The organism is Polaribacter sp. R2A056_3_33, assembly GCF_019278485.1.
GTDB lineage: Bacteria > Bacteroidota > Bacteroidia > Flavobacteriales > Flavobacteriaceae > Polaribacter.
This window is the reverse complement of record NZ_CP058984.1, coordinates 1,466,331-1,488,336: the sequence shown is the minus strand read 5'-3', so window position 1 is coordinate 1,488,336 and position 22,006 is coordinate 1,466,331. Positions and strand designations below refer to the sequence as shown.

Genomic DNA, 22,006 nt, shown 5'->3' with positions numbered 1-22,006 from the left:
ACTCTATGAATTTTATTCGTAAAATAGTAAAACCTCACAGTGAAGAGGATGCACAATTATACAACGAATTAAAAAAACTACTTAATTTTTCTCCAAGAAGAATAAATAAATACAAAAAGGCATTTACACATAGGTCTGTGCAAATGTTAGACAGCAAAGGAATACCTATTAATTACGAACGTTTAGAATTTTTAGGTGATTCTATTTTAGGATCTGTAATTGCATCTTATTTATACAAAAAAGTACCTACAGGTAGTGAAGGCTATCTTACACAAATGCGCTCTAAAATTGTTAGTAGAGAGCATTTAAATGAGTTAGGAAAAGATTTAAACCTAATACGTTTTGTAAAAAGTAATATAGATCAAGCTAACGTTGGAGATAATATTCATGGTAATATCTTTGAAGCATTAGTAGGCGCTATTTATTTAGATAAGAACTACAATACTTGTCAGAAATTTATTTATGAAAATGTAATTGTACCCTACGTAGATATCGAAAAACTAGAGGGTAAAGTTACAAGTTACAAAGGGCTTATTATAGAATGGTGTCAGAAACAAAAGAAGAAATATACTTTTGATACCTATGAAGATTCTGGTAACGAAGCTATCAAACATTTTAGTGTAAAGGTAAGTATCGATGGAGAGCAAATAGCCAAAGGTAGAGCTACTTCTAAGAAAAAAGCAGAAGAGCAAGCTGCTAAAAGAGTCTATTTTGCATTTCAAAAAGAAATTAATTTAGGCTAATTCACGATAACGTTTTCGTTAAAATTAACGGTAAAGTTCATAAACAATTAGTAATTTTGGTTTTCATAAAAACGAGTATTAGTTATAATCTATGCAGGTACACGCTTTAGAAATGGACGAATTTTGCGAAGAAGAATATTCTTTAATAGGAATCCATTCTACTTTAGAAGATTATAAACTTGCCTACTTATTAAATAAAAACCTTAATACCAGGTTTTATAAAGCAAAAGAAGATTTAAAATTTGTTATAGAAGAAAAGAAAGCCTCTTTTTCTATATATAATTATGAAAATATAGAATATGATTACAAGTGGTTTTTAATAACGAACAGTTATAGAACAGAAAACCAAACAGCAGCCAATGGGTTGTTATTAACATCAGAAACAATAACATATCTGATTCCAGAAAAGAAAAAAGTAGATTTTTTTTTAAAAATATGTGGAGATTCAGACGATGGTTTTGTTACGAAAACAGTAAATAGAATTAAAAGTATTGAGAATGTAATTACCGCATATTCAATAGATAAAAACACCTTAAAGTCTAAAGACTTTTTAATATTTTAAACATGAAAGACTACAAAAAAACAAAAATAGTTGCAACCTTAGGTCCAGCAATAGACACTAAAGAAAAGATGAAAGAGTTGGCAGTTGCAGGTGTCAACGTTTTTAGAATTAATTTTTCTCATGCAGATTACGATGTTGTAAAACAAAATGTGCTAAGAATTAGAGAAATTAATGAAGAAGAAGGATTTAATGTTGCCATTTTAGCAGATTTACAAGGACCAAAACTTCGTGTAGGAGTAATGGAAGAAGATGTTATTTTAAATGATGGAGACTTGTTTACTTTTACTACAGAAAGATGTATTGGTAACAACAAAAAAGCATTTATGACCTACCAACGTTTTCCTAAAGACGTAAAAGTTGGAGAGCATATTATGGTAGATGATGGTAAATTGTTATTTGAAGTAGTTTCTACAGATAAAGACAAAGAAGTTGTAGTAAAAACAGTAGTTGGTGGACCTTTAAAATCTAAAAAAGGAGTAAACTTACCAAACACAGCTATTTCTTTACCAGCTTTAACAGAAAAAGATAAAGAAGATGCCGTATTTGCATTAGGTTTAAATGTAGATTGGATGGCACTTTCTTTTGTAAGAACACCAGAAGATTTAAGAATGTTACGCGATTTAATCGATGAGCATTCAGATTATAGAGTACCCGTAATTGCTAAAATTGAAAAACCAGAGGCAGTTGCAAATATTGATGCATTAATTCCTTTTTGTGATGGTTTAATGGTTGCTCGTGGAGATTTAGGAGTGGAAATTCCTATGCAAGACGTTCCATTAATTCAGAAGAAATTAGTAAGACGTGCTAAGAGAGCAAGAATTCCTGTAATTATTGCAACTCAAATGATGGAAACAATGATTGATAATCCTGTTCCTACAAGAGCAGAAGTAAATGATGTTGCCAATTCTATTATGGATGGAGCAGATGCAGTAATGTTATCTGGAGAAACTTCTGTAGGGAAGCATCCTTTAAAAGTAATTCAGAAAATGTCTGAAATTATTAGAGCTGTTGAAAACTCTAGAATGATTAAAGTACCTCATGAAGCACCGCATATTAGAACAAACAGATTTATAACAAAATCAGTTTGTCATCACGCAGCTTTAATGGCAAATGATATTGATGCAACCGCAATTTCTACTTTAACAAATAGTGGTTATACAGCATTTCAAATTTCAGCATGGAGACCACAAGCTAAAATATTAGCATTTTCATCAGAAAGAAGAATTTTAGGAAAACTAAACTTACTTTGGGGTGTAAAAGCTTTTTATTACGATAAAAACTTAAGTACAGATGATACTGTTGTAGATATTAACAAAATATCTAAAGAAAAAGGATTTGTTAAAGAAGGAGATTTAATGATTAACCTTACTTCTATGCCAGTTGAGGCTAAAGGTATGGTAAATACATTAAGAGTTTCTGAAATAGACTAAAAACAACCTAAAATTATATTTAAAAAGCATCTAGAGATCTCTCTGGATGCTTTTTTTTATGCGTTTACTTTCTAGAAGCTATTTCCAGCTTTCTACTATATCTTTTTTCTTCTGTTCTCGATACAATTTTTCTTCCTTCGTCATAAAAACCACTCGAACTGACAGAAAAAAGGATGCCGTTTCAATCTGGGCTAAACTTGTTTGGTAGCTATTTTTATTTCTTTAAAAGTCAAAGCGGATTATTTATAGAGAATTCTGTTTAGACGCTATTTTATTTTCGATAAAATGTAGGTTTTAAATCAGAAAAACTCCAAATAATAACGCCAGTAATTATAAATACAGATATAAGAGAAGAAAAGGATTTTATTTGATGATTTGATAAAAAAAATTATTTAAATGTAGGAAATAAAAAAAAACTTGATAGAAAAGTTGTTTAAAACAGAAAAAATAGTAAATTTAAGAGAACCAAAAACGAAACTATTATGGCAATTAAAAGCTTTCAAGGAAAAAGAGATACCAGTCAGGGAAAAGAAGATGCTCAAATTTTAGTATCTGATTATATGACAAAAAAATTGATAACTTTTAAAGCTGAGGATACCTTAGATCATGTAATTGAACAATTAATTACACATAAAATTTCTGGTGGGCCGGTTGTAAATGATAAAAATGATTTAATAGGTATTATTTCTGAAACTGATTGTATTAAACATATTTCTGAAAGTAAATATTACAATATGCCTTCTGATGTTAATAATACAGTAGGTAAGTATATGGCTACTGGTGTGGATACTATTGATAAGAATACGAATATTTTTGATGCTGCTTTTAAATTTATTAGTTCTCACAGAAGAAGATTTCCTGTGGTAGAAAACGGAAAGCTAATTGGTCAAATAAGTCAAACAGATGTTTTAAAAGCTGCCATTAGTGTAAAAGGAAATACCTGGAATAGTTAAAACCTTTTTTTAGATTTAATATTTGGTAAATCTGTAATAATTAATTTTTGTTTATCAGAACTTTCTAGTTCGGCTATTTTAGAATATGAATAGCCTTCTATGGGCTCTCTTAAACTTTTCCACTTTGCAATACCTGCAACGGTAATTTCTTCTCCAATTTCTATAATTGCTTCAGAATAGCGTAAGGTTTTATTAAGGCCTAAAAAATTATCACTTTTAATATGATAGCTTTCTAGTAGTGCTTTAAACTCTCTTGTTGGATCATTAAAAGTACCCGATTTTATTTTTTTATCAGCTACTAAATAACTCGTGTAGTTTTTAGGATTTTGATGGAGTCTTACCATGGCAAAATCACTGTTTTTTTCTAAGAAAAAATCTTGTACTTTTTCTTCATGTACAATTGTTCTCCAGCGTTGTTGTTTTCCGTTACTTTTTTGCTGTTCAATTTTTATGACACAAAACACACATTTTCTTTTGCTAAAAGGTGCAATTAAAGGCTCTTTTACATGTAAAGCTTTACCTGTAAACCTTGTAAGTTCATTATTTTTTAAGCTTCCTATTTGTTTGATTGGTAGTTTAGAAAGAGCTCTTATAATTTTTTGTTTTGTACTAAAATAGTAAGTTATGAATAGTATTAAACCAACGATTACAATAAATAGCATCGGAATTAAAAAAGGTTCGAAATCTGTAACTAAAAACATTTTAAACAAGTATAAGTTGCAATTTATATAAGGTTTTACTCTTTTCTGATTAATAAAAAAGTCTCATTTTCTAAAGGCAAATAGCCTTCATTGTAAACGTAAAAATACGTATTCCCAGTTTTTGTTTTGTAAATAGAAGTAAAGAATTGAAAATCGAAACCTTTATCGTATAATTTGGTTCTGGTTACTTTTGTTTTTCCAGTTGTATTTAATTCTGATAAAATCTTGTAATTTTTTCTAAGTCGGTTGTTTATATTTCTAATGAGATTTTTACTGTCTTTGTTCACACGATTGTTATACGCATTTCTACAATAATCAGAACAGAACTTCTTATCAACTCTACCTTTAACAATTTCGTCACACTCTAAACATTTTCTACTTTCCATAGTTTTCTTTCTTTAGTTCGTACCAATTTACCAGCTCATTACCTTCTTTAAATTCGTTTACAAATTGTAATCCAATTTTTTGTAAAATTTTATTAGAACCAATATTTTCTATTTCTGCAGCACCATAAATAATGTCTAAATTCATTGTTTTAAAACCATATTCTAAACAAGCAATAGCAGTTTCTAAACCGTATCCTTTTTTCCAATATTTAGGAATGAAACGATAGCCAATATCAATAAAATCTTGAAAACCATTTAAGCTTTCTTTTGTTCCTTTATTTAGTTTTAAGCCAGACCAACCTATAAAACTACCTGAAGATTTTTCTATAACAGCAAATCGACCAATACCGTTTTCCTTATACTGTTTTAGAATAAATTCAATCATTTTTTTTGCTTCCTCTTTCGTTTTAATTGTCTTTTTTCCTAGATATTGATGAACTTTTGGGTTAGAATCTAACTCAAACATGTCATCTACATCAGTTATTCTAAATTCTCTAAGAAGTAATCTTTCTGTTTCTAAATGAAATTTCATAAGGTAAATATACTTAAATTTTATCCGTTTACAAACGACTACAAATAATTACAACCGAAAGTAATTGTTTTGTAACCGAATAAAATTGCAATGGTGTCGCAACTTTGCAGAGTCAAAACGAATTGACAAAAACAAATTATAAATCTGCATTCAATAAAAATGCATAAAAACTTATCTTATGAATACGTTAAGAAACAAAGTACAGTTAATTGGTAGATTAGGTCAAGATCCAGAAATAGTAACTTTTAAAGATGGCAATAAAATGGCTAAATTTTCTATGGCTACAGATGACAGTTACAAAGACAAAGCAGGTAATAAAGTAGAGCGTGCTTATTGGCATAATATTGTTATTACTGGAGGTTTGGTTAAAGTAGTAGAAAACTATGTAAATAAAGGGCAAGAAATTGCTGTTGAAGGGAAGTTAACAAACCGTTCTTATGATACCAAAGAAGGTGAAAAAAGATACGTTACAGAAATTATGGTGAATGAATTATTGCTTTTGGGATCTAAATAATTTACATAGAAAGAGGCTGTCTAGAAAGTATTGAACCTTTTTAGATGGTCTTTTTTTAATTAGATATTTACGTTGTCTGATTAAGAACTCTCGTTTGTAATTTTTTTACCGGTCATTTCATCAACAGTAATTCTAAAAACAATTGGAATTTTTTTCTGTGTTCTTTTATTAGAGAAATCACTTATGCAATGCAGATTTCTGTGTTCATTTTTTAGAATAATTGCTTTAATACCTTCGGTAAAATCGTGCAAATATTTTTTTGCTACAGAACCAGATAGTTCTTCATAAATACCATGAACTAAAACAGAATTACAAGTATTACTGTCTGCTCTTTCTGAAACTTGCAGAGAAACTTTTCTATAATTTCTCATTGCCTTTGTTTTATGACCTTCTTCGGAATAGCCTACAATACTATTTTTCTTGTCAAAAAAATAAGTCATGGGTACAATAAAAGGTCTTTCTATATAAATATAGCTCAGTTGCCCTACATAGTTATTTTCTAATATGTTTATGCATTCATTCTCTTTTAAATTAGTTATCATGATGCTTAGTTTTGGTTAAAGGGAGTAACTAATGTATTAAAAATCAATTAAATAAAATATGATAAAAATCAGTTTATTAATTTTTTATTTAGAATTATATGATTTTTTAGGTGTAAAAAGCCTAAAAATTGTAGGAGGTAAAGCTAAAATAAGGAACTATTCCTATATGAAATTATTTTAGAATTTTATTCGTTTTCGTAAAACTTTAGCTTGTTTTGTAAATCGGTTATTTCTTTTTTTAGAGAATCCACTTGGTTTAATAAGTTGGAAATTACATCAACACCTTCTAGGTTTATGTTTAAATCATAATGTAAACGAATCATTTTTTCAACTTCTGTTATTTGAGTGATTTTAATATAATGATCATCGTTTTCTACAATAATCTCTATTAATTCATACTCTTTTAACTCATTTATAAAAGCTGTAGGAATGCTGTAGTGGGCACAAAACTGCTGAATAGATATTAAATTTTGAGTTTCCATGTTTAGCGTAGTTTTTGTAATTCTTTAATTAGTGCTATTTCTTTTTCGTTTAATTTAGTTGGTATTTTAAGTTGATAAGTAATATATAGATCTCCAAATTGATCTTCTTTTTTATATTTAGGAAATCCTTTTCCTTTTAATTTCACCTTAGTTCCGTTTGCTGTTTCTTGCTTAACGGTTAATTTTACTTGTCCATCAAAAGTATCAACGGTTAATTGTCCGCCTAAAAGAGCGGTATATAAATCTAAATCAACATCAATATAAAGATTGTCTTTGTCTCGTTTAAATTTGGTGTTATTTATAATAGAAAACTGAATGTATAAATCGCCATTCGGACCACCATTTACACCTTTTCCTCCATGCCCTTTTATTTTAATAACTTGTCCGTTTTCTACACCAGCCGGAATTGTAATTCTAATGTTTTTCCCATTAACAGTAATTACCTGTTTTTGTGTTTTGTAAACATCGTTTAAGTTTAGTTGAATTTCAGAATTGTAATCTTGCCCTCTAAATTTAGCATTCGTTCTTCTTCCTGATGAAGCGCTACCAAACATGTCTCCAAACATATCAGAAAAATCTTCTTGAGAGTAACCACCTTGATTACTCTGAGACCTACTTTGATGTTCTTGCTGTCTTCGTTTTTCTTGTTCGTAAGCTTCTCCGTTTTGCCAATGCTCTCCATATGCATCGTATTTCTTACGATTTTCTGGATTGCTTAAAACTTCATTTGCTTCATTAATTTCTTTAAAGCTTTTCTCGGCAGTTTTATCATTTGGGTTTAGATCTGGATGGTATTTTCGTGCTAATTTTCTGTAAGCTTTTTTAATATCAGCTTCAGAAGCACTTTTGGTAATTCCTAAAATTTTATAATAATCTATAGAAGCCATCAGTTAAGGTGTTTAAAAAGTAATATACGTATTTTTTTTAATTTGGTTGTGTATTACAACTTGGTTAAAATAATACTTAAATTTATTATTTTTCAAGTTCTAAACTTAGTTTTGCAACCAATTTTAATTCAGATTTATTTAAATCTGCAACAGATGCAGCAATTTTAGTTGCTGTTTTTATAATTAGACTTTTTATTTCTTCGGTAAATAAGGAAGGATGTTCTTTTTTAAAATCGATAAACTCATTGTAACAAGTTTCTGAATTAGAAAAACTTTCAATATTTAACCAATCGAACACGGTTTCTATTTGATAGGCTGCATCAGAATGAAAATCATCATCTACAGGATCTATTTTAGTCCATTTGTCTTTTACTATTTTTTTTAAAACATTAAATTCTACTTCTTCTACAATGTTATCTGCAGCTGCAATTGCGAAAAATAATTTACCTAAGTTTTCATAAAAAGAAATAATTGTGTTTTGTGATGGTTTCATAATTAAGAATTTATGAATATGAGTAAAGTTATATAATTATGAGCTGTATAATTATGATATTAGTCATAAATTACTATAATTTGAATATAAAATGTAGTATTTTTAATCTTTGTTTAATTAGATAATTTATTGTCAAATGCTAAGTAAAGATCGGGATGTTTTTAATGTGCTTTTTGAGGCTGTTTCAGAGGGAGTTGTTGTTGTAAACGATAAGCAAAACATAGTTTCTGTAAATTCATCTGTAGAGAGAATGTTTGGTTATGATTCGGGAGAACTCATAAATAAACCACTCGATATTTTAATCCCTAAAAATTATCACGCAGGTCACGGAGCCCATTTTAAGGGTTTTATGAAGAACAAAGAAAAAAGACAGATGGGTAATGGGAGAGACTTGTATGGAGCCCGAAAAAATGGAGCTATTTTTCCGTTAGAGGCAGGTTTAAATCCGTTTCAAATTAATGGAGAAACTTTTATAATGGCTTTGGTAATCGATATTTCTGTTCGAAAACAACAAGAAGAAGAAATACATCAATTAAACAATGAGCTAGAAAAAAAGGTTTGTGAGCGAACAAAAGAGTTAAGTAAAACAGTTCATGAATTAAAAGCTGTAAATATAGAGCTAGATACAGAGAATCATAAACGGCTAGAAGCAGAGAATAAAATTAAAGATGCTTTAAAAAAGCAAAAAGAACTCAATGAATTAAAAACAAAGTTTTTGTCATTAGTTTCTCATGAGTTTAAAACACCTTTAAGTGGTATTTTAACGTCTACAATGCTTTTAGGTAAATATAAGTTAGCAGAACAACAAGAAAAAAGAGATAAGCACTTAGAAACCATTACCAATAAAGTACATTATTTAAATAATATTTTAAATGATTTTTTATCTATAGAAATACTAGAAACGGGTAAAGTAAATTACAAGTTTCATACTTTTAAATTGAGTAAAGTAGTAGATGAGGTAATTTATAATGCAAACATGCTTTTAAAAGTAGGGCAAAGAATTAAATACCCAGAAGATATAGATGATATTTCTTTACTGCAAGACGAAAAAACAATCGCCTTGGCATTATCTAATTTAATAAACAATGCTATTAAATATTCGCCAGAAAATTCTGAAATAGACATTAAAATAAAGCAAGACAACACGACGACTACCATTAAAATAAAAGATCAAGGAATTGGGATTCCGAAGGCAGATCAAAAAAATATATTTAACCGTTATTTTAGAGCAGAAAATGCATTATTAACGGAAGGAACAGGAATTGGTTTAAATATTATTAAAAGTCATTTACAAAACTTAGGCGGAACGATTACTTTTGAAAGTGAAGAGAATATAGGATCAACTTTTACATTGAAGATTATTAACAAAGCAATATGAGAAAAATACTATTAATTGAGGATGATGTAGTTTTAAGAGAAAACACATCAGAACTTTTAGAATTATCAAACTATGAAGTTATCAGTGCTGCTAACGGTAAAATAGGGGTACAGCTAGCAAAAAAAATAGTACCAGATATTATTGTTTGTGATATTATGATGCCAGAGTTAGATGGTTACGGTGTTTTAGAAGCTTTAACTAATAACGAAATAACGCAACACATTCCGTTTATATTTTTATCAGCAAAGACAGAAAGATGTGATGTAAGAAAAGGAATGGATTTAGGAGCAGATGATTATATAACAAAGCCTTTTAATGAAGATGAACTAATTAGTGCTATAGAAAGCAGATTAGCAAAAGCAGCGATACTAAAAGATCGTAGAGAAAAAATTGAAGTCGTAAAAGAAGAGGAAGAAGACATAAGAAGCCTTAATGACTTAAAAAATTATTTTGAAGATAATGGAGAAACTTTTACTTTTCTAAAAGATGCAAGCATTTATAAAGAAGGGAATAACTCTAATTATATTTATTTAATAAATAAAGGGCTTATAAAATGCCATAAGCTAGATGAACAAGGAAAACAACTTACAACTGCTTTATATAAAGAGGATGATTTGTTTGGCTATACTTCTTTTTCTCAAAATTTAGCATATCAAGAATCTGCAACGGCAATTCAGAAAACAGAATTAGTTGGTCTTTCTAAAAAAACATTAACGGGTGTTTTAAATAAAAATCATAAAGTAACACTAGAGTTAATAGAATTGTTAACAGAAGACTTAGCTGTTGTAAAAGACCAACTTTTGCAAATGGCGTATAGTTCTGTAAGTAAAAAAACAGCGAAGACAATTTTAATGTTTGCAGAAAAATTAAATAGAAAACCAGAAGATCAAATTAAAATTTCTAGAAACGATTTAGCTAGTGTTGCAGGTATTGCAACAGAAACTTTAATAAGAACCATGTCTAGTTTTAAAAAACAAGGTTTGATAGAAATAGAGGGTAGAACAATTAGAATCTTAGATTTAGAAAAACTAAAAGAAATTTCTTGATAATAAATGTATTAGTGGCCATATGACTAATATCATTTTTTAAAAAGTATTCTAGCAATAAATTTGTCTTTTAGATAAAGATGAATTTAAATGAAAGCAATTTTACTCCCTACAGATTTTTCAGACAATTCTTGGAATGCAATTGAGTATGCTTTAAATTTTTATAAGCACGCAACGTGCAATTTTTATTTGTTACACGTTAATAGGATAAATAATGTTGTAGTAGATGATTATTTCTATGATAACACGCAAGAAGTTATTGTAGATGTAAACATAGAAAATGCAAAAAAACAATTAAAAGAACTTCAGCAAAAAATAGCTCTAAACTTTAATAATAAGAACCATAATTTTTACACTTTAACAGATACTAATTTTTTTATTGAGTCTATAAGACAGCAGGTAGAAGAAAAAAAAATAGATGTTATTGTTATGGGCACCAAAGGAGCTAGTGGCTTTCAAGGATATATTACTGGGAGTAATACGGGAGATGTTATTACAAAGGTAAAATGTACAACCTTAGTAGTACCTGAGAATGCCAAATTTAAGAAAATAGAAGAGGTGGCATTTCCTACAGATTTTTCTTTATATAATGAATTACAAATATTAGAACCAATAATAAAAATCTTAGAAGAAAAAAGCGCGTCTTTAAGGGTTTTAAATATCAGTAAAAAGGTAACCTCATTAAATGAGGGTCAACAAAAAAGTAAAGAACTATTAGAAGATTATCTTTATAATTACCAACACAGTTTTCATTTTTTAACGAATAAAAAAGTAGAAGATGCTGTGCAATGTTTTGTAAATAGTAGAAATATAGATATGATTGCTATGGTGGCAAAAAATCTTAATTATTTTCAACAAATACTATTTCATACCAAGGTAGCGGAAATAAGCTATCATACCGATGTACCTTTTTTGGTACTACATGAATAAAAACAATATGTTATGGATAATTCAATTTTTTTAGCAAAGTTTTGGGGTTATTACTTACTTATTTTTTTCGTTATACTAAGTTTTAATCCAAAAAGGATTAGGCAAATATTTAATGATTTAGAAGATCAAAAATTTCTGATTATTTTTTCTTTTTTAGCCATTATTATTGGATTGATAAATATTCTATTCCATAACATTTGGGAGCCTAATTGGAAACTTATAATTACTCTAATTGGTTGGTCATCATTGCTTATAGGGTTATCTCTTTTTAGTATTCCTAAGCAAACCATACATTGGTTAAAACTTGTAAATATTAGATTTGTACAGGCAATTTATACACTACTTTTTCTAATAGGTTTATACCTATTAAATATTGCATATGCTATTATGATAATTTAATTAAAAAGGATTATCTTAGAACTACATATGAAACGATAGGTTTCAATAATTTTTTTATTAATAACTAAAAACACCATAAAGATGAAAATGAATATTCAATTTGTTAACATGTCTACAAGTGAAACTATGGAAGCTTATACAGAAAAAAAGCTAGATGGTTTGGTTAAAAAATTCGAAACAATTATTAAAGCAGATGTGTTTTTTAAAAAGGAAAATGATTCTAAAAACAAAGGCGTAATTTGTGAAATAGAATTAAGTGCACCAGGACCAAGATTATTTGCATCTTCAAATGAAAAAAATTACGAGCTTGCTGTAAAAAATACTATTTCAGATTTAGAAAAGCAATTACAAAAGAGAAAAGCAATTACAAAACCTTATCTGTAAATACAGATAAATGCTCGGTTAAATTATTATCAGGCTAATAAAGACTTTTTTTAGTCTGATAATAATTCTGCAACAGATGTGCTTTATCTTTCTGATAGATATTTAGCTCTTTATTAAGGAGAATCTAAGAAATTTAGAGGTCCATTTTATACTTAAAAAGTAACACATTCTATTTTAAAACCATATAGATAAAATAAATTTATAGGTAAAAATCTCTTCTAGGAAGATTATGGAATAGGAAATGTAATTAAGAATTTATTAAAAACAAACATCATGAAAAATATACTTTTACCTACAGATTTTTCAGATAACTCATGGAATGCAATTCAATATGCAATTCAATTATTTAAGGACGAAAAATGTAATTTCTTTATAATGAATACTTATACACCAATGATTTATGATGTAGAGTATATGAACCCAGGTGTTGAAGGTTTTAATTTAGTTGATGTTGTAAAAAACACATCAGAGGAAGGACTTGATAAACTTCAACAAAAAATTGAAAATCAATTTAAAAACCCAAACCATACGTATCGTAAAATAGCTTCATTTAATACTTTAACAAATGAGATAGAAGAGTTGCATAAAAAACATGTAATGGATCTTATTGTAATGGGAACCAAAGGAGCAACGGGTTTAACCGAAATTTTATTTGGTTCTAACACCGTGCATATCATTAAAAATGCAAAATGCCCAGTGTTAGCAATACCAAGTAATTATGCTTTTGAAGCTCCTAATGAAGTATTATTTCCTTCGGACTATGAAGTTTCTTTTAATGAAAAACAAATAAAGTTAATTGTAGATATTGGCCTTTCTAATAGTTCTAGAATAAATATAATAAACACTACTTATGGTGATGATTTATCTAAAAATCAAATAGAAAATAAACAGAAGTTAGATAAAATATTAAAAAATGTTACCCATTTATTCTATAGTGTAAGCAACCAAAGTGTAACAGGTGCAATTTCTGAATTTCAATTAAAAATGCGAATAAATCTGTTAGTGATGATAAACAATAAGCATTCTTTTTTCGAAAATCTATTTTTTAAATCAACTATTAGTCAAATAGGTTTTCACTTAAATGTACCTTTCTTAGTAATTCCTTCAGGGGAAAAGACAATCTAATTTAGATGATATTAATCATTTTATAAGCTTGTTATTTTAGGTAAATTAGGGGTAGATAAGTTTTTTAGTGTAGAATTTAATACTATTTATGATGAAAATTAAACATGTAAATACAAGTTATATAAAATGGTTAAGTGCAGAAGAAATGCATAATGATTCTAAAGAATGGCGTTTAGAATTAGAATTTTTAAATGATGAATATCTCTTTTTCAAAGACTTAATAAAATGGAACACGCTTCAGTTAATCGATTTTCAATCTTATGGTAAGAGTAAAGAAATTATTGAGAAATTAAGTAACTCTATAAAGACCAATGATGCATTAATTCAATTGGTTCAAAAACATGAAAATAGCCTCGAAGTTATAGATATTAAGGCTGATAAACAAAAAGAAACTTATAAGAACGAGCATAAAACACTACTTATTTTATTTAAAAATCACTTAAAAGAACATAGAGAGTTAAAACTAAATTTATTTGATATTTTAAAAAAGATAAAGAAGACAGAAAAACAAAAACGAATTATAGATGTGGAGTAAAGAAATAGTAAGATAAAGCTGCGTAAAATTGATTTGAAAAAGTTGAATCCACCCTTTCTTAGGGTGGATTTTTTTTTGCTTTAAACTGTTTTTTAAACTATTATAGTGTTGTTTTTTAGGTGATTATGGTTTTTTTTGTTAAAATAATCCCAAAATGTATTCATTTAACTTCTAGTTAAAATAACAAAAGCAATTTTTTGTAACTTCCAACATCAATTTAAAACCGACTTTCTATGCCAAATTATACACTTCATATTAACGGAACAGCCCGAAAAGTATCTGCAGACGCAGACACCCCATTGTTATGGATTTTAAGAGATGAATTCAATTTGGTAGGTACAAAATTTGGTTGCGGTATTGCACAATGTGGTGCTTGTACAGTTCATATAGATGGTGTTGCAACAAGAAGTTGTCAAATGCAAGTTTCTATTTTAGATGATGTAAAAATTACCACTATAGAAGGGTTGTCAACTGATGGTAAACATCCAGTACAAGAAGCTTGGAAAGAGATTGATGTGCCACAATGTGGATATTGCCAAGCGGGACAAATAATGACTGCTTCTGCTTTTTTATCAGAAAATAAAAATCCTTCAGAAGAAGAAATTAGAGAAGCCATGCACGGTAATATTTGTAGATGCGCTTCTTATAATAGAATTGAAAAAGCGGTAAAAGTTGCTGCAAATAAAATGTCTTAATCATAAAACTACTTCACAAAATGGAATCTATATCAAAGAATAATTTTAGCAGAAGAAACTTTTTAAAGACATCAGTTTTAGCAAGTGGTGGTTTATTAATTGGGTTTAATTTATTAACAGCTTGTAAACCAGAAGCAGTAATGCCAGTGGATATTACAAAATTAAACTTCAATGATTTTAATGCATTTATCAAAATTTCTGATGATGGCTATGTCACTATTTTTTCTCCGAACCCAGAAATTGGACAAGGTGTAAAAACAGCAATGCCTATGCTTATTGCAGAAGAATTAGATGTAGAATGGAGTAAGGTAAATGTAGCTCAAGGTAATTTAGACACTAATAATTTTACCAGACAATTGGCTGGTGGAAGTCAGTCTATTCGTTTTGGTTGGGATGCTTTAAGACAAACAGGGGCAACCACTAAACAAATGTTGATAAATGCTGCAGCTGCAAAATGGAATGTAGATGCAAGTACGTGTAAAGCATCAAAAGGAATTATTACCAATGCAAATGGAGATCAATTAGGTTATGGAGATGTTGTAAAAGAAGCGGCATTATTAGAAGTGCCAGAAAATGTAACATTAAAAGAAACTAAGGATTATACCATTATTGGTCAAGAAATTGTAAATGTAGATATTGATAAAATTATTACCGGAAAACCTCTTTTTGGATTGGATTACAAAACAGACGGAATGGTGATTGCTACTGTTTTAAGACCACCCGCTTTCGGGCAAATATTAGAAAGTTTTGATGCTACAGCCGCAAAAAAAGTAAAAGGCGTTATTGATGTAATTACTATTGGTGATAAGATAAGACAGTATGTGGCATCTGGTAAGAAAAACTGGACATTTACCATGTCTGAAACAGATAAGGTGGTTGTTATTGCAGAAAATACTTGGGCGGCAATAAAAGGAAAAAAAGCACTTACTGCAATTTGGAAAGAAGATAGTAATTTAGAATCTACAGAAAACCATGATACAGTTTTAACCGATATTTTAGATGGAAAAAAACTAAATACAAGAAGAGAAGATGGAGATGTAAAAAAGGCTTTTGCCACTGCAGATAAAGTGATTGAAAAAACATATCATTCTCCTTTTTTACCACACAATTGTATGGAGCCCATGAATTTTTATGCTGATGTTACATCAGAAAAAATACATTTAGCGGGACCTGTACAAACACCAGAATTTGCAGCAAATGTAGTTGCAGATTTATTAGATTTTGATATCGAAAAAATCTCTTTAGAAATGACCAGAATGGGTGGTGGTTTTGGTAGAAGATTGTACGCTGATTTTGTGTATGAAGCTGCAGAAATATCTAATGCAATTAAGAAACCAGTAAAATTGGTTTCTACCAGAGAAGATGATATGACAACAGGTGTTTATAAACCTGCCGTAAAATATAGAATAAAAGCAGCTTTAAAAGAGGGTAGAGTAACAGGCTATCTTTTAAAAGAAGCTGCGGTAAATGGAAATATGTATGGATTGATTCCTAACTTTTTTCCAGCAGGGTGTATTCCTAATTATAAAGTAGAAACGGGCAGTTATAATAGTAATATTACAACAGGAGCTTGGAGAGCACCTTATACTAATTTTTTAGCGTTTGCAGAACAAAGTTTCTTTGATGAATTAGCATCAGAATTAAATGTAGATACCATTCAATTACGTTTAGATTTATTGCAGTCTGTAAAAGGATCTACCGATGAAAAGATTGAATATTCTGGACAAAGAATGGAAGATACTATTAAATTAGTGAGAGAAAAAGGAAATTGGGGTAAAACAAAAGAAGGTGTTTACCAAGGTTTTTCTGCTTATTATAGCCATAATACACACGTTGCGGAAATTGCCGAAATAGTGTTAAAAGATGGTTTTCCTGTAGTTAAAAAAGTAACTGTTGCCGTAGATTGTGGTATTGTTGTAAACCCAACGGGAGCAAGGAATCAGGTAGAAGGTGGTGTTTTAGATGGAATAGGGCATGCTATGTATGCAGGTTTCTCTTTTAAAGACGGAAAACCAAATGCAAAAAACTTTGATACATATCGTTTAATTAGAATGCAAGAAACGCCAAAAGTAGTAGTTCATTTTGTAGAAAATGATTTATCTCCAACCGGATTAGGAGAACCAGGTTTACCACCAGCAGGAGGCGCAGTGGCAAATGCAATTAACGCTGCATTGGGTAAGAGACTATATCGTCAGCCTTTTGTTAATGAATTGAATAAGAGTGAAATTTTAGGATAGTTAAAAGCATTATTAAAGTAAAATGAAAATCGCCAAAATAAATTAATGTTTTGGCGATTTAACAAAAGTGAGGGTAACTTTTATTTGTTAAAAATTATAGGGATTTCTTAACATGTTACTTCTCTAATATCTTTAAGGTAAAAATGTTTTTCTACTACAAATTTAATTCATTAGGTATTAGAAAAAATATTAATTCGTTAAAAAGAACATAACTTTCTGTGAATTGTTTGTGATTATCGGTGAAAAGTTAAACTTTAAGATGCATTTTTTGAATAAAATTCAATTATTATTAATAAATAAGGCATAGTTTTTAAAAGAACTAATTCTATTATTCTACATCAATTGATAGCTTCTTAGAAATAAACTGACCATCTGCAGTAATTCCTTCAACAAATAGATTCACATTTTTTTGATCCGTATTTTTAAATGTTACTTTTAAAGTTCCGTCTTCTTGAATTTTGTTCTTTGGGAGCCAATCTATAACACCATAACTTCTATAAAATGAGTTTTGATAATTTTTATATTTTGGCACATAAAACTTTTTAGAAGAGCTAAATGTAATAGGGAAATTAAACTTTCTTACAGTTTTTTTTTTATTTACGGAATTTAATAAAGGATCTGTTTGTATTCTTATAACACCCCCAGCACCATATGCTAGACCACCAGATAAATCTCGTAAATTAATGTCTATATATTCCACATTATAAAGATTATAGTAGAATAATAAACGTCTACTTGTTACTTGAAAACCATCTAAAAAGAAAGTTATTGGAGATTTATTTGAGCGATTTATTGCCACTATTTGTCCGGTTTTAAAATTGTCGTAAGCATAAATACCAGGTTTAAAACCTATAAAATTCGCAAGTGTTCGGTTTTTATCAAAATCATTTAATAGGAAGAAACTTCCCATAGATTGGTTTCTGAGTTTTTCAATTCTTTGTTCTTTTAAGTTTACTTTTACAGAAATTTCATCTAAAGTATTTGTTTTATTTAAAAAATAAAAATTAGAATAATTTTCAACTTTAGGATCACTGTAGTATATTTTAGATTCTAATACTTCTTTTGTCTCATCTAGTTTTGGAATATGATTTGGATAATATTGAATATAAAGAGGAGGTCCTTCAAGTTTCTTTTTTTTATTTATTTTTGAAATGAATAGATTCTCATTATTCATAGGGAAATAAGAATACAATTGAAAAGATTTTACTTCTTCTTTAAAACTTAAAATATTTCCATTTCTATTAGATAAATGATGAATTAAATAATCACTTTCGTTTTCAACATTAGGAATATTTACTTTTATACTTATTCCTTTTTCAAATTGATGTATTCTGTTTTGTTCTTTATCTGTGATAGATTTCCAATCAAAACTACTCCAACCTTGAGTAATCAACAGATTGTCTAAATCATATTTTTTTTGGTCGTTGATGTTTTTAAAATAATAGCCTCCATTTTCTACAATGCCTTTTAAATAAGGGTTTAAAAGTGTTTGAGAAATGATATTTGAACTTTTATTATAAGATTTAGTTCTTTTTGGAAGTATAGAAATACTTGCATTACTATTTTTAAAATTAATTTTATCATCAAATTTTAAATAAACTTCTAAAGAGTCTTTTACTGTTTTTACAGAAGTTTTATTAAAATCTAAAAGAGGTAATCCTTCGTAATTAAAAAATAATCTTTCGGCTATAGGGTTGTTTTGGTCATCAACTAAAGTAAAAATATTTACTCCATAAGCTAAATTATCAAGTTTTATATTTTTAATTATAGAGGTATTTTTTACGAATTTAATTTTTAGTTTATTTATTTTTTCACCGTTATGAAAATTCAAAAAATAATCTTTGTTTTTAATTTTTGGCAAGGAATTTTTATTGGTAATTAAAGAAACAAAGATCTCTTCTTGGTTTTTTGTAATTTTTAGTAAAATGCCATTTATTTTGGTATTTGTATTAATAGGTTTCGTTATTTTTTGTCCATTAAATTTTATACTAGCATAGTATTTTTTGTTTTTTTCAATAGTAAAAGACGTTCTACCAATACCTAATTTATTTAATTTAAAATCTCCTATTATAAGGTTGTTTTCTAGTATTTCTCCAGAAATATTAGGAATTCCATATCCTAAACTATCTTTTGCAATTATACCAATTGTGTTGTGAACATTATTTAAAAAAGTACCACTTTCAGGTAAAAACTGAATGTCGATTTTATCATTTTCAGTAATGTTGATTTTTTTATTTGGTTTACCAGGAGCAATAATTTTAATTGTTTCTATAAAGTAATTTTGTTCCTTAAAGTTTAACATCCAGTTTGTGTATGTCTTAACCTTATAGCTTCCTGTTGTAAAAACGGAATCTATTTTAAAACTACCGGATGCAATACCGTTTTCAACTTTTACCAGTTTTTCTTTTAAAACATTATCTTTTTTATCTGTAATAACACAGTAAAGATTGGTTGTTAAAAGAGAGGGTTTTTTTGTTTTTTTATTGAAAACATAAGAAGTAAAACCTATTTCTTCCCCTTTAATGTAGGTCGATTTATTTAGATGAGAATACACCGTTTCTTTATAATCTAACGGAACATTTTTATCAATGTTTTGATTGATTTTACTTTGTCCTTGAAAAAGAAGAATTGAAAAAAAAATAAAATAAAGTGTTGCTGTAAGCTTTTTGCTAAGTTGTTTTTTTTTCATAGTTTTTTTCAGAATTAGCATCAATATTCATGCCGTATTTGAATAAAATGTAAGTAAAATTGATTTTTATTATGTGTTTATTAGTTTTTTATGAAAAATTAACTAATTTTTCATAATTCTAAAAATTATGTGATAATAAAAAAGCCATTGACTTTCAGATGAAAATCAATAGCTTTTAACTATTTGTATTCTTAGTGATTAACTTACTTGTTGTCCGTTTTTAACTTCTTTTTCTGGTTCTACAAATGCTAATTTCCCATCAGGAGTATCTGTCATTAAAATCATTCCTTGGCTTTCTACACCTCTTATTTTTCTTGGCGCTAAGTTTACCAAAACAGACACTTGTTGCCCAATAATATCTTCTGGCTTAAAACTTTCTGCAATACCAGAAACAATTGTTCTTGTATCTATACCAACATCAACTTTTAGTTTTAAAAGCTTTTTAGTTTTTGCTACTTTTTCTGCTTCTAAAATAGTACCAATTCTAATATCTAATTTGGTAAAATCATCAAAGTCAATCGTTTCTTTTTGAGGTTCTACCACTTTGTTTTCTTGTTCGTTGGCAATTTTTGTAGCTTCTAATTTTTCAATTTGAGCTTCTATCGTTTTATCTTCAATTTTAGAAAATAATAATTCAGCTTTATTTATTTGATGATTTTCTGCAAGTAAAATATCTTTTTCAGTAATATCTGTCCAAGAAAGTGTTTCATCAAGATTTAAAATACCTTTTAATTTTGCTGATGTAAAAGGGATAAAAGGTTCTGAAGTTACAGCTAAAGCCGCAGAAATTTGTAACGCAACATACATAATTGTTTGTACACGTTCTGCATCTACTTTTATCACTTTCCAAGGTTCTTCATCTGCTAAATACTTGTTACCAAGTCTTGCTAAATTCATTAATTCTTGGCTAGCTTCTCTAAATCTGTAACGTTCTATAGATTTACCAATAATATTTGGAAACTCTTTTAGAGCAGCTAAAACATCTTCATCTACTTCTGTAAAATCAGTTGGTGCTGGTACAATTCCTGTATAATATTTATTAGTTAAAACTACAACTCTATTAATAAAGTTACCAAAAATGGCTACTAATTCGTTGTTGTTTTTTGCCTGAAAATCTTTCCAAGTAAAATCGTTGTCTTTACTTTCTGGAGCGTTTGCTGTTAAGGTATAACGTAAAACATCTTGCTGATTTGGAAATTCTTCTAAATACTCATGCAACCAAACCGCCCAGTTTTTAGAAGTCGATAATTTATTTCCTTCTAAATTTAAAAATTCATTGGCAGGTACATTATCAGGTAAAATATAGTCTCCGTGCGCTTTTAACATCGCAGGGAAAATAATACAGTGAAAAACAATATTGTCTTTTCCTATAAAATGAACAAGTTTCGTATCGTCTTTTTTCCAATAGTCTTCCCAGTTTTTTCCTTCTCTCGCAGCCCATTCTTTGGTTGATGAAATGTAACCAATAGGTGCATCAAACCAAACATATAAAACTTTGCCTTCTCCGCCTTTTACAGGTACAGGAATTCCCCAATCTAAATCTCTAGTTACGGCTCTTGGTCTTAAACCATCTTCTACCCAACTTTTTACTTGTCCGTAAACATTAGGTTTCCAATCTTTTTTATGACCTTCTAAAACCCATTCACGTAAAAAAGCTTCGTGTTTATCTAAAGGTAAAAACCAGTGTTTTGTTTCTTTTAAAGTAGGAGTATTACCAGTAATAGCAGATTTAGGGTTGATTAAATCTGTTGCGTTATGACTTGTTCCACAGCTTTCGCATTGATCACCGTAACTTTCTTCGAAACCACATTTTGGGCAAGTTCCTACCACAAATCTATCTGCTAAAAATTGATTTGCTTCTGCATCGTACAATTGTTCAGAAGTTTCTTCTATAAACTCACCATCATTATACATCTTTGTAAAAAACTCTGAGGCAGTTTTATGATGAATTTCTGCTGAAGTTCTCGAATAGTTGTCAAAAGAAATTCCGAAATCTTCAAAAGATTTTTTGATGATTCCGTGGTATTTATCGATAATTACTTGCGGAGAAACTCCTTCTTTTTTTGCTCTCATTGGTATGGCAGCACCATGCTCATCAGAACCAGAAATATAGGCAACGTCATTACCAGTTAATCGTAAATAACGTGCATAAATATCTGCAGGAACGTAAACGCCTGCTAAATGCCCAATATGTATTGGACCGTTTGTATATGGTAATGCGGCAGTAATTGTATATCTTTTAGGAGCACTCATGTGTTCTGTGTATTAATTATGTACTGATTTTTGAAGTGCAAAAGTACGAAAAAGAGACTTTTAAAAACCATTGAAAATTGATACATTTACAGGAAATAGATTTTTACTAG

23 protein-coding genes are annotated in these 22,006 nt (G+C 28.8%); 14 read left to right on the top strand and 9 right to left on the bottom strand.

Translation table 11 applies throughout. The features are described 5' to 3' along the window. The first annotated feature begins 5 nt into the window (after nt 1-5). The 4 genes from rnc to H0I29_RS06370 all read left to right on the top strand — a co-directional run bounded on the left by rnc (nt 6) and on the right by H0I29_RS06370 (nt 3,688). On the top strand, nt 6-743 hold the full coding sequence (rnc, locus tag H0I29_RS06385) for a ribonuclease III (RefSeq protein ID WP_218732002.1): 738 nt from the start codon (nt 6-8) through the stop codon (nt 741-743). A 91-nt stretch (nt 744-834) separates the two neighbouring features. Next, nucleotides 835-1,305, top strand: a complete 471-nt coding sequence (locus H0I29_RS06380) for an IPExxxVDY family protein (protein WP_218732001.1) — start codon at nt 835-837, stop codon at nt 1,303-1,305. A 2-nt stretch (nt 1,306-1,307) separates the two neighbouring features. Further along, nucleotides 1,308-2,735 carry a pyruvate kinase gene (gene pyk / locus H0I29_RS06375; protein ID WP_218732000.1) on the top strand — a complete coding sequence of 476 codons (1,428 nt, stop codon included), beginning with the start codon at nt 1,308-1,310 and terminating at the stop codon, nt 2,733-2,735. Nucleotides 2,736-3,217: 482 nt separating this feature from the next. Continuing rightward, nucleotides 3,218-3,688: a CBS domain-containing protein gene (locus H0I29_RS06370; protein WP_218731999.1), complete on the top strand. Its 471-nt coding sequence runs from the start codon at nt 3,218-3,220 to the stop codon at nt 3,686-3,688. Here the strand turns inward: H0I29_RS06370 and H0I29_RS06365 are convergent. Genes H0I29_RS06365 through H0I29_RS06355 form a run of 3 tightly spaced genes read right to left on the bottom strand, consistent with a single transcriptional unit; the run spans nt 3,685 to nt 5,307 of the window. Next, on the bottom strand, nt 3,685-4,389 hold the full coding sequence (locus H0I29_RS06365; RefSeq protein WP_218754809.1) for a GIDE domain-containing protein: 705 nt from the start codon (nt 4,387-4,389) through the stop codon (nt 3,685-3,687). The two genes, H0I29_RS06370 and H0I29_RS06365, sit on opposite strands and share 4 nt — an antisense overlap. A gap of 35 nt (nt 4,390-4,424) precedes the next feature. Then, a complete protein-coding gene (locus tag H0I29_RS06360) occupies nt 4,425-4,775 on the bottom strand; it encodes a hypothetical protein (RefSeq protein WP_218731997.1) in 351 nt (116 codons plus the stop codon). Further along, nucleotides 4,765-5,307 carry a GNAT family N-acetyltransferase gene (locus H0I29_RS06355; protein WP_218754808.1) on the bottom strand — a complete coding sequence of 181 codons (543 nt, stop codon included), beginning with the start codon at nt 5,305-5,307 and terminating at the stop codon, nt 4,765-4,767. The genes H0I29_RS06360 and H0I29_RS06355 overlap by 11 nt, the downstream gene beginning before the upstream one ends. A gap of 178 nt (nt 5,308-5,485) precedes the next feature. Here H0I29_RS06355 and H0I29_RS06350 point away from each other — a divergent pair, with 178 nt between their 5' ends. After that, on the top strand, nt 5,486-5,821 hold the full coding sequence (locus H0I29_RS06350) for a single-stranded DNA-binding protein (protein WP_218754807.1): 336 nt from the start codon (nt 5,486-5,488) through the stop codon (nt 5,819-5,821). Between the two features lie 80 nt (nt 5,822-5,901). Here the strand turns inward: H0I29_RS06350 and H0I29_RS06345 are convergent, their stop codons facing one another. From H0I29_RS06345 to H0I29_RS06330, 4 genes are all read right to left on the bottom strand, one after another. Beyond that, entirely contained in the window at nt 5,902-6,363 is a 462-nt protein-coding gene (locus tag H0I29_RS06345) for a pyridoxamine 5'-phosphate oxidase family protein (protein ID WP_218754806.1), read from the bottom strand. A gap of 185 nt (nt 6,364-6,548) precedes the next feature. Then, a complete protein-coding gene (locus H0I29_RS06340; RefSeq protein ID WP_218731994.1) occupies nt 6,549-6,845 on the bottom strand; it encodes a chaperone modulator CbpM in 297 nt (98 codons plus the stop codon). A gap of 2 nt (nt 6,846-6,847) precedes the next feature. Continuing rightward, on the bottom strand, nt 6,848-7,732 hold the full coding sequence (locus H0I29_RS06335; RefSeq protein WP_218731993.1) for a DnaJ C-terminal domain-containing protein: 885 nt from the start codon (nt 7,730-7,732) through the stop codon (nt 6,848-6,850). 85 nt (nt 7,733-7,817) lie between these two features. Next, nucleotides 7,818-8,225, bottom strand: a complete 408-nt coding sequence (locus H0I29_RS06330; RefSeq protein WP_218754805.1) for a hypothetical protein — start codon at nt 8,223-8,225, stop codon at nt 7,818-7,820. Between the two features lie 136 nt (nt 8,226-8,361). On the opposite strand from H0I29_RS06330, the gene H0I29_RS06325 reads away from it, so the two are divergent. The 9 genes from H0I29_RS06325 (at nt 8,362) to H0I29_RS06285 (ending at nt 16,954) form a co-directional block, all read left to right on the top strand. Next, nucleotides 8,362-9,603, top strand: coding sequence for a PAS domain-containing sensor histidine kinase (locus H0I29_RS06325; protein WP_218754804.1), 1,242 nt, complete (start codon nt 8,362-8,364; stop codon nt 9,601-9,603). Then, the gene (locus H0I29_RS06320) at nt 9,600-10,649 is read left to right on the top strand and encodes a response regulator (protein WP_218731990.1); all 1,050 of its coding nucleotides are present in this window, start codon (nt 9,600-9,602) and stop codon (nt 10,647-10,649) included. Before H0I29_RS06325 ends, H0I29_RS06320 begins: the two co-directional genes overlap by 4 nt. Nucleotides 10,650-10,739: 90 nt before the next feature. Next, nucleotides 10,740-11,579: a universal stress protein gene (locus H0I29_RS06315; RefSeq protein WP_218754803.1), complete on the top strand. Its 840-nt coding sequence runs from the start codon at nt 10,740-10,742 to the stop codon at nt 11,577-11,579. Between the two features lie 12 nt (nt 11,580-11,591). Further along, the gene (locus H0I29_RS06310) at nt 11,592-11,978 is read left to right on the top strand and encodes a hypothetical protein (protein ID WP_218754802.1); all 387 of its coding nucleotides are present in this window, start codon (nt 11,592-11,594) and stop codon (nt 11,976-11,978) included. A gap of 87 nt (nt 11,979-12,065) precedes the next feature. Beyond that, nucleotides 12,066-12,362, top strand: a complete 297-nt coding sequence (gene raiA / locus H0I29_RS06305; RefSeq protein ID WP_345740365.1) for a ribosome-associated translation inhibitor RaiA — start codon at nt 12,066-12,068, stop codon at nt 12,360-12,362. A gap of 273 nt (nt 12,363-12,635) precedes the next feature. Then, nucleotides 12,636-13,487, top strand: coding sequence for a universal stress protein (locus H0I29_RS06300; RefSeq protein ID WP_218754801.1), 852 nt, complete (start codon nt 12,636-12,638; stop codon nt 13,485-13,487). An 88-nt stretch (nt 13,488-13,575) separates the two neighbouring features. Beyond that, nucleotides 13,576-14,022: a hypothetical protein gene (locus H0I29_RS06295; protein ID WP_218754800.1), complete on the top strand. Its 447-nt coding sequence runs from the start codon at nt 13,576-13,578 to the stop codon at nt 14,020-14,022. 233 nt (nt 14,023-14,255) lie between these two features. After that, on the top strand, nt 14,256-14,717 hold the full coding sequence (locus tag H0I29_RS06290) for a (2Fe-2S)-binding protein (RefSeq protein WP_166383884.1): 462 nt from the start codon (nt 14,256-14,258) through the stop codon (nt 14,715-14,717). A 20-nt stretch (nt 14,718-14,737) separates the two neighbouring features. After that, the gene (locus H0I29_RS06285) at nt 14,738-16,954 is read left to right on the top strand and encodes a molybdopterin cofactor-binding domain-containing protein (RefSeq protein ID WP_218754799.1); all 2,217 of its coding nucleotides are present in this window, start codon (nt 14,738-14,740) and stop codon (nt 16,952-16,954) included. A gap of 328 nt (nt 16,955-17,282) precedes the next feature. On the opposite strand, the gene H0I29_RS06280 is transcribed toward H0I29_RS06285, so the two are convergent. Beyond that, complete coding sequence (locus tag H0I29_RS06280) at nt 17,283-19,643, bottom strand: hypothetical protein (protein ID WP_218754798.1); 2,361 nt, start codon at nt 19,641-19,643, stop codon at nt 17,283-17,285. 198 nt (nt 19,644-19,841) lie between these two features. Next, nucleotides 19,842-21,896: a methionine--tRNA ligase gene (gene metG, locus H0I29_RS06275; RefSeq protein ID WP_218754797.1), complete on the bottom strand. Its 2,055-nt coding sequence runs from the start codon at nt 21,894-21,896 to the stop codon at nt 19,842-19,844. Nucleotides 21,897-22,006 lie beyond the last annotated feature (110 nt).

Excerpts from the sequence above, each read along its gene's own strand:
- rnc (WP_218732002.1), top strand. The coding sequence starts at position 6 with ATGAATTTTATTCGTAAAATAGTAAAACCTCACAGTGAAGAGGATGCA.
- H0I29_RS06380 (WP_218732001.1), top strand. The coding sequence starts at position 835 with ATGCAGGTACACGCTTTAGAAATGGACGAATTTTGCGAAGAAGAATAT.
- pyk (WP_218732000.1), top strand. The coding sequence starts at position 1,308 with ATGAAAGACTACAAAAAAACAAAAATAGTTGCAACCTTAGGTCCAGCA.
- H0I29_RS06370 (WP_218731999.1), top strand. The coding sequence starts at position 3,218 with ATGGCAATTAAAAGCTTTCAAGGAAAAAGAGATACCAGTCAGGGAAAA.
- H0I29_RS06365 (WP_218754809.1), bottom strand. The coding sequence starts at position 4,389 with ATGTTTTTAGTTACAGATTTCGAACCTTTTTTAATTCCGATGCTATTT.
- H0I29_RS06360 (WP_218731997.1), bottom strand. The coding sequence starts at position 4,775 with ATGGAAAGTAGAAAATGTTTAGAGTGTGACGAAATTGTTAAAGGTAGA.
- H0I29_RS06355 (WP_218754808.1), bottom strand. The coding sequence starts at position 5,307 with ATGAAATTTCATTTAGAAACAGAAAGATTACTTCTTAGAGAATTTAGA.
- H0I29_RS06350 (WP_218754807.1), top strand. The coding sequence starts at position 5,486 with ATGAATACGTTAAGAAACAAAGTACAGTTAATTGGTAGATTAGGTCAA.
- H0I29_RS06345 (WP_218754806.1), bottom strand. The coding sequence starts at position 6,363 with ATGATAACTAATTTAAAAGAGAATGAATGCATAAACATATTAGAAAAT.
- H0I29_RS06340 (WP_218731994.1), bottom strand. The coding sequence starts at position 6,845 with ATGGAAACTCAAAATTTAATATCTATTCAGCAGTTTTGTGCCCACTAC.
- H0I29_RS06335 (WP_218731993.1), bottom strand. The coding sequence starts at position 7,732 with ATGGCTTCTATAGATTATTATAAAATTTTAGGAATTACCAAAAGTGCT.
- H0I29_RS06330 (WP_218754805.1), bottom strand. The coding sequence starts at position 8,225 with ATGAAACCATCACAAAACACAATTATTTCTTTTTATGAAAACTTAGGT.
- H0I29_RS06325 (WP_218754804.1), top strand. The coding sequence starts at position 8,362 with ATGCTAAGTAAAGATCGGGATGTTTTTAATGTGCTTTTTGAGGCTGTT.
- H0I29_RS06320 (WP_218731990.1), top strand. The coding sequence starts at position 9,600 with ATGAGAAAAATACTATTAATTGAGGATGATGTAGTTTTAAGAGAAAAC.
- H0I29_RS06315 (WP_218754803.1), top strand. The coding sequence starts at position 10,740 with ATGAAAGCAATTTTACTCCCTACAGATTTTTCAGACAATTCTTGGAAT.
- H0I29_RS06310 (WP_218754802.1), top strand. The coding sequence starts at position 11,592 with ATGGATAATTCAATTTTTTTAGCAAAGTTTTGGGGTTATTACTTACTT.
- raiA (WP_345740365.1), top strand. The coding sequence starts at position 12,066 with ATGAATATTCAATTTGTTAACATGTCTACAAGTGAAACTATGGAAGCT.
- H0I29_RS06300 (WP_218754801.1), top strand. The coding sequence starts at position 12,636 with ATGAAAAATATACTTTTACCTACAGATTTTTCAGATAACTCATGGAAT.
- H0I29_RS06295 (WP_218754800.1), top strand. The coding sequence starts at position 13,576 with ATGATGAAAATTAAACATGTAAATACAAGTTATATAAAATGGTTAAGT.
- H0I29_RS06290 (WP_166383884.1), top strand. The coding sequence starts at position 14,256 with ATGCCAAATTATACACTTCATATTAACGGAACAGCCCGAAAAGTATCT.
- H0I29_RS06285 (WP_218754799.1), top strand. The coding sequence starts at position 14,738 with ATGGAATCTATATCAAAGAATAATTTTAGCAGAAGAAACTTTTTAAAG.
- H0I29_RS06280 (WP_218754798.1), bottom strand. The coding sequence starts at position 19,643 with ATGAAAAAAAAACAACTTAGCAAAAAGCTTACAGCAACACTTTATTTT.
- metG (WP_218754797.1), bottom strand. The coding sequence starts at position 21,896 with ATGAGTGCTCCTAAAAGATATACAATTACTGCCGCATTACCATATACA.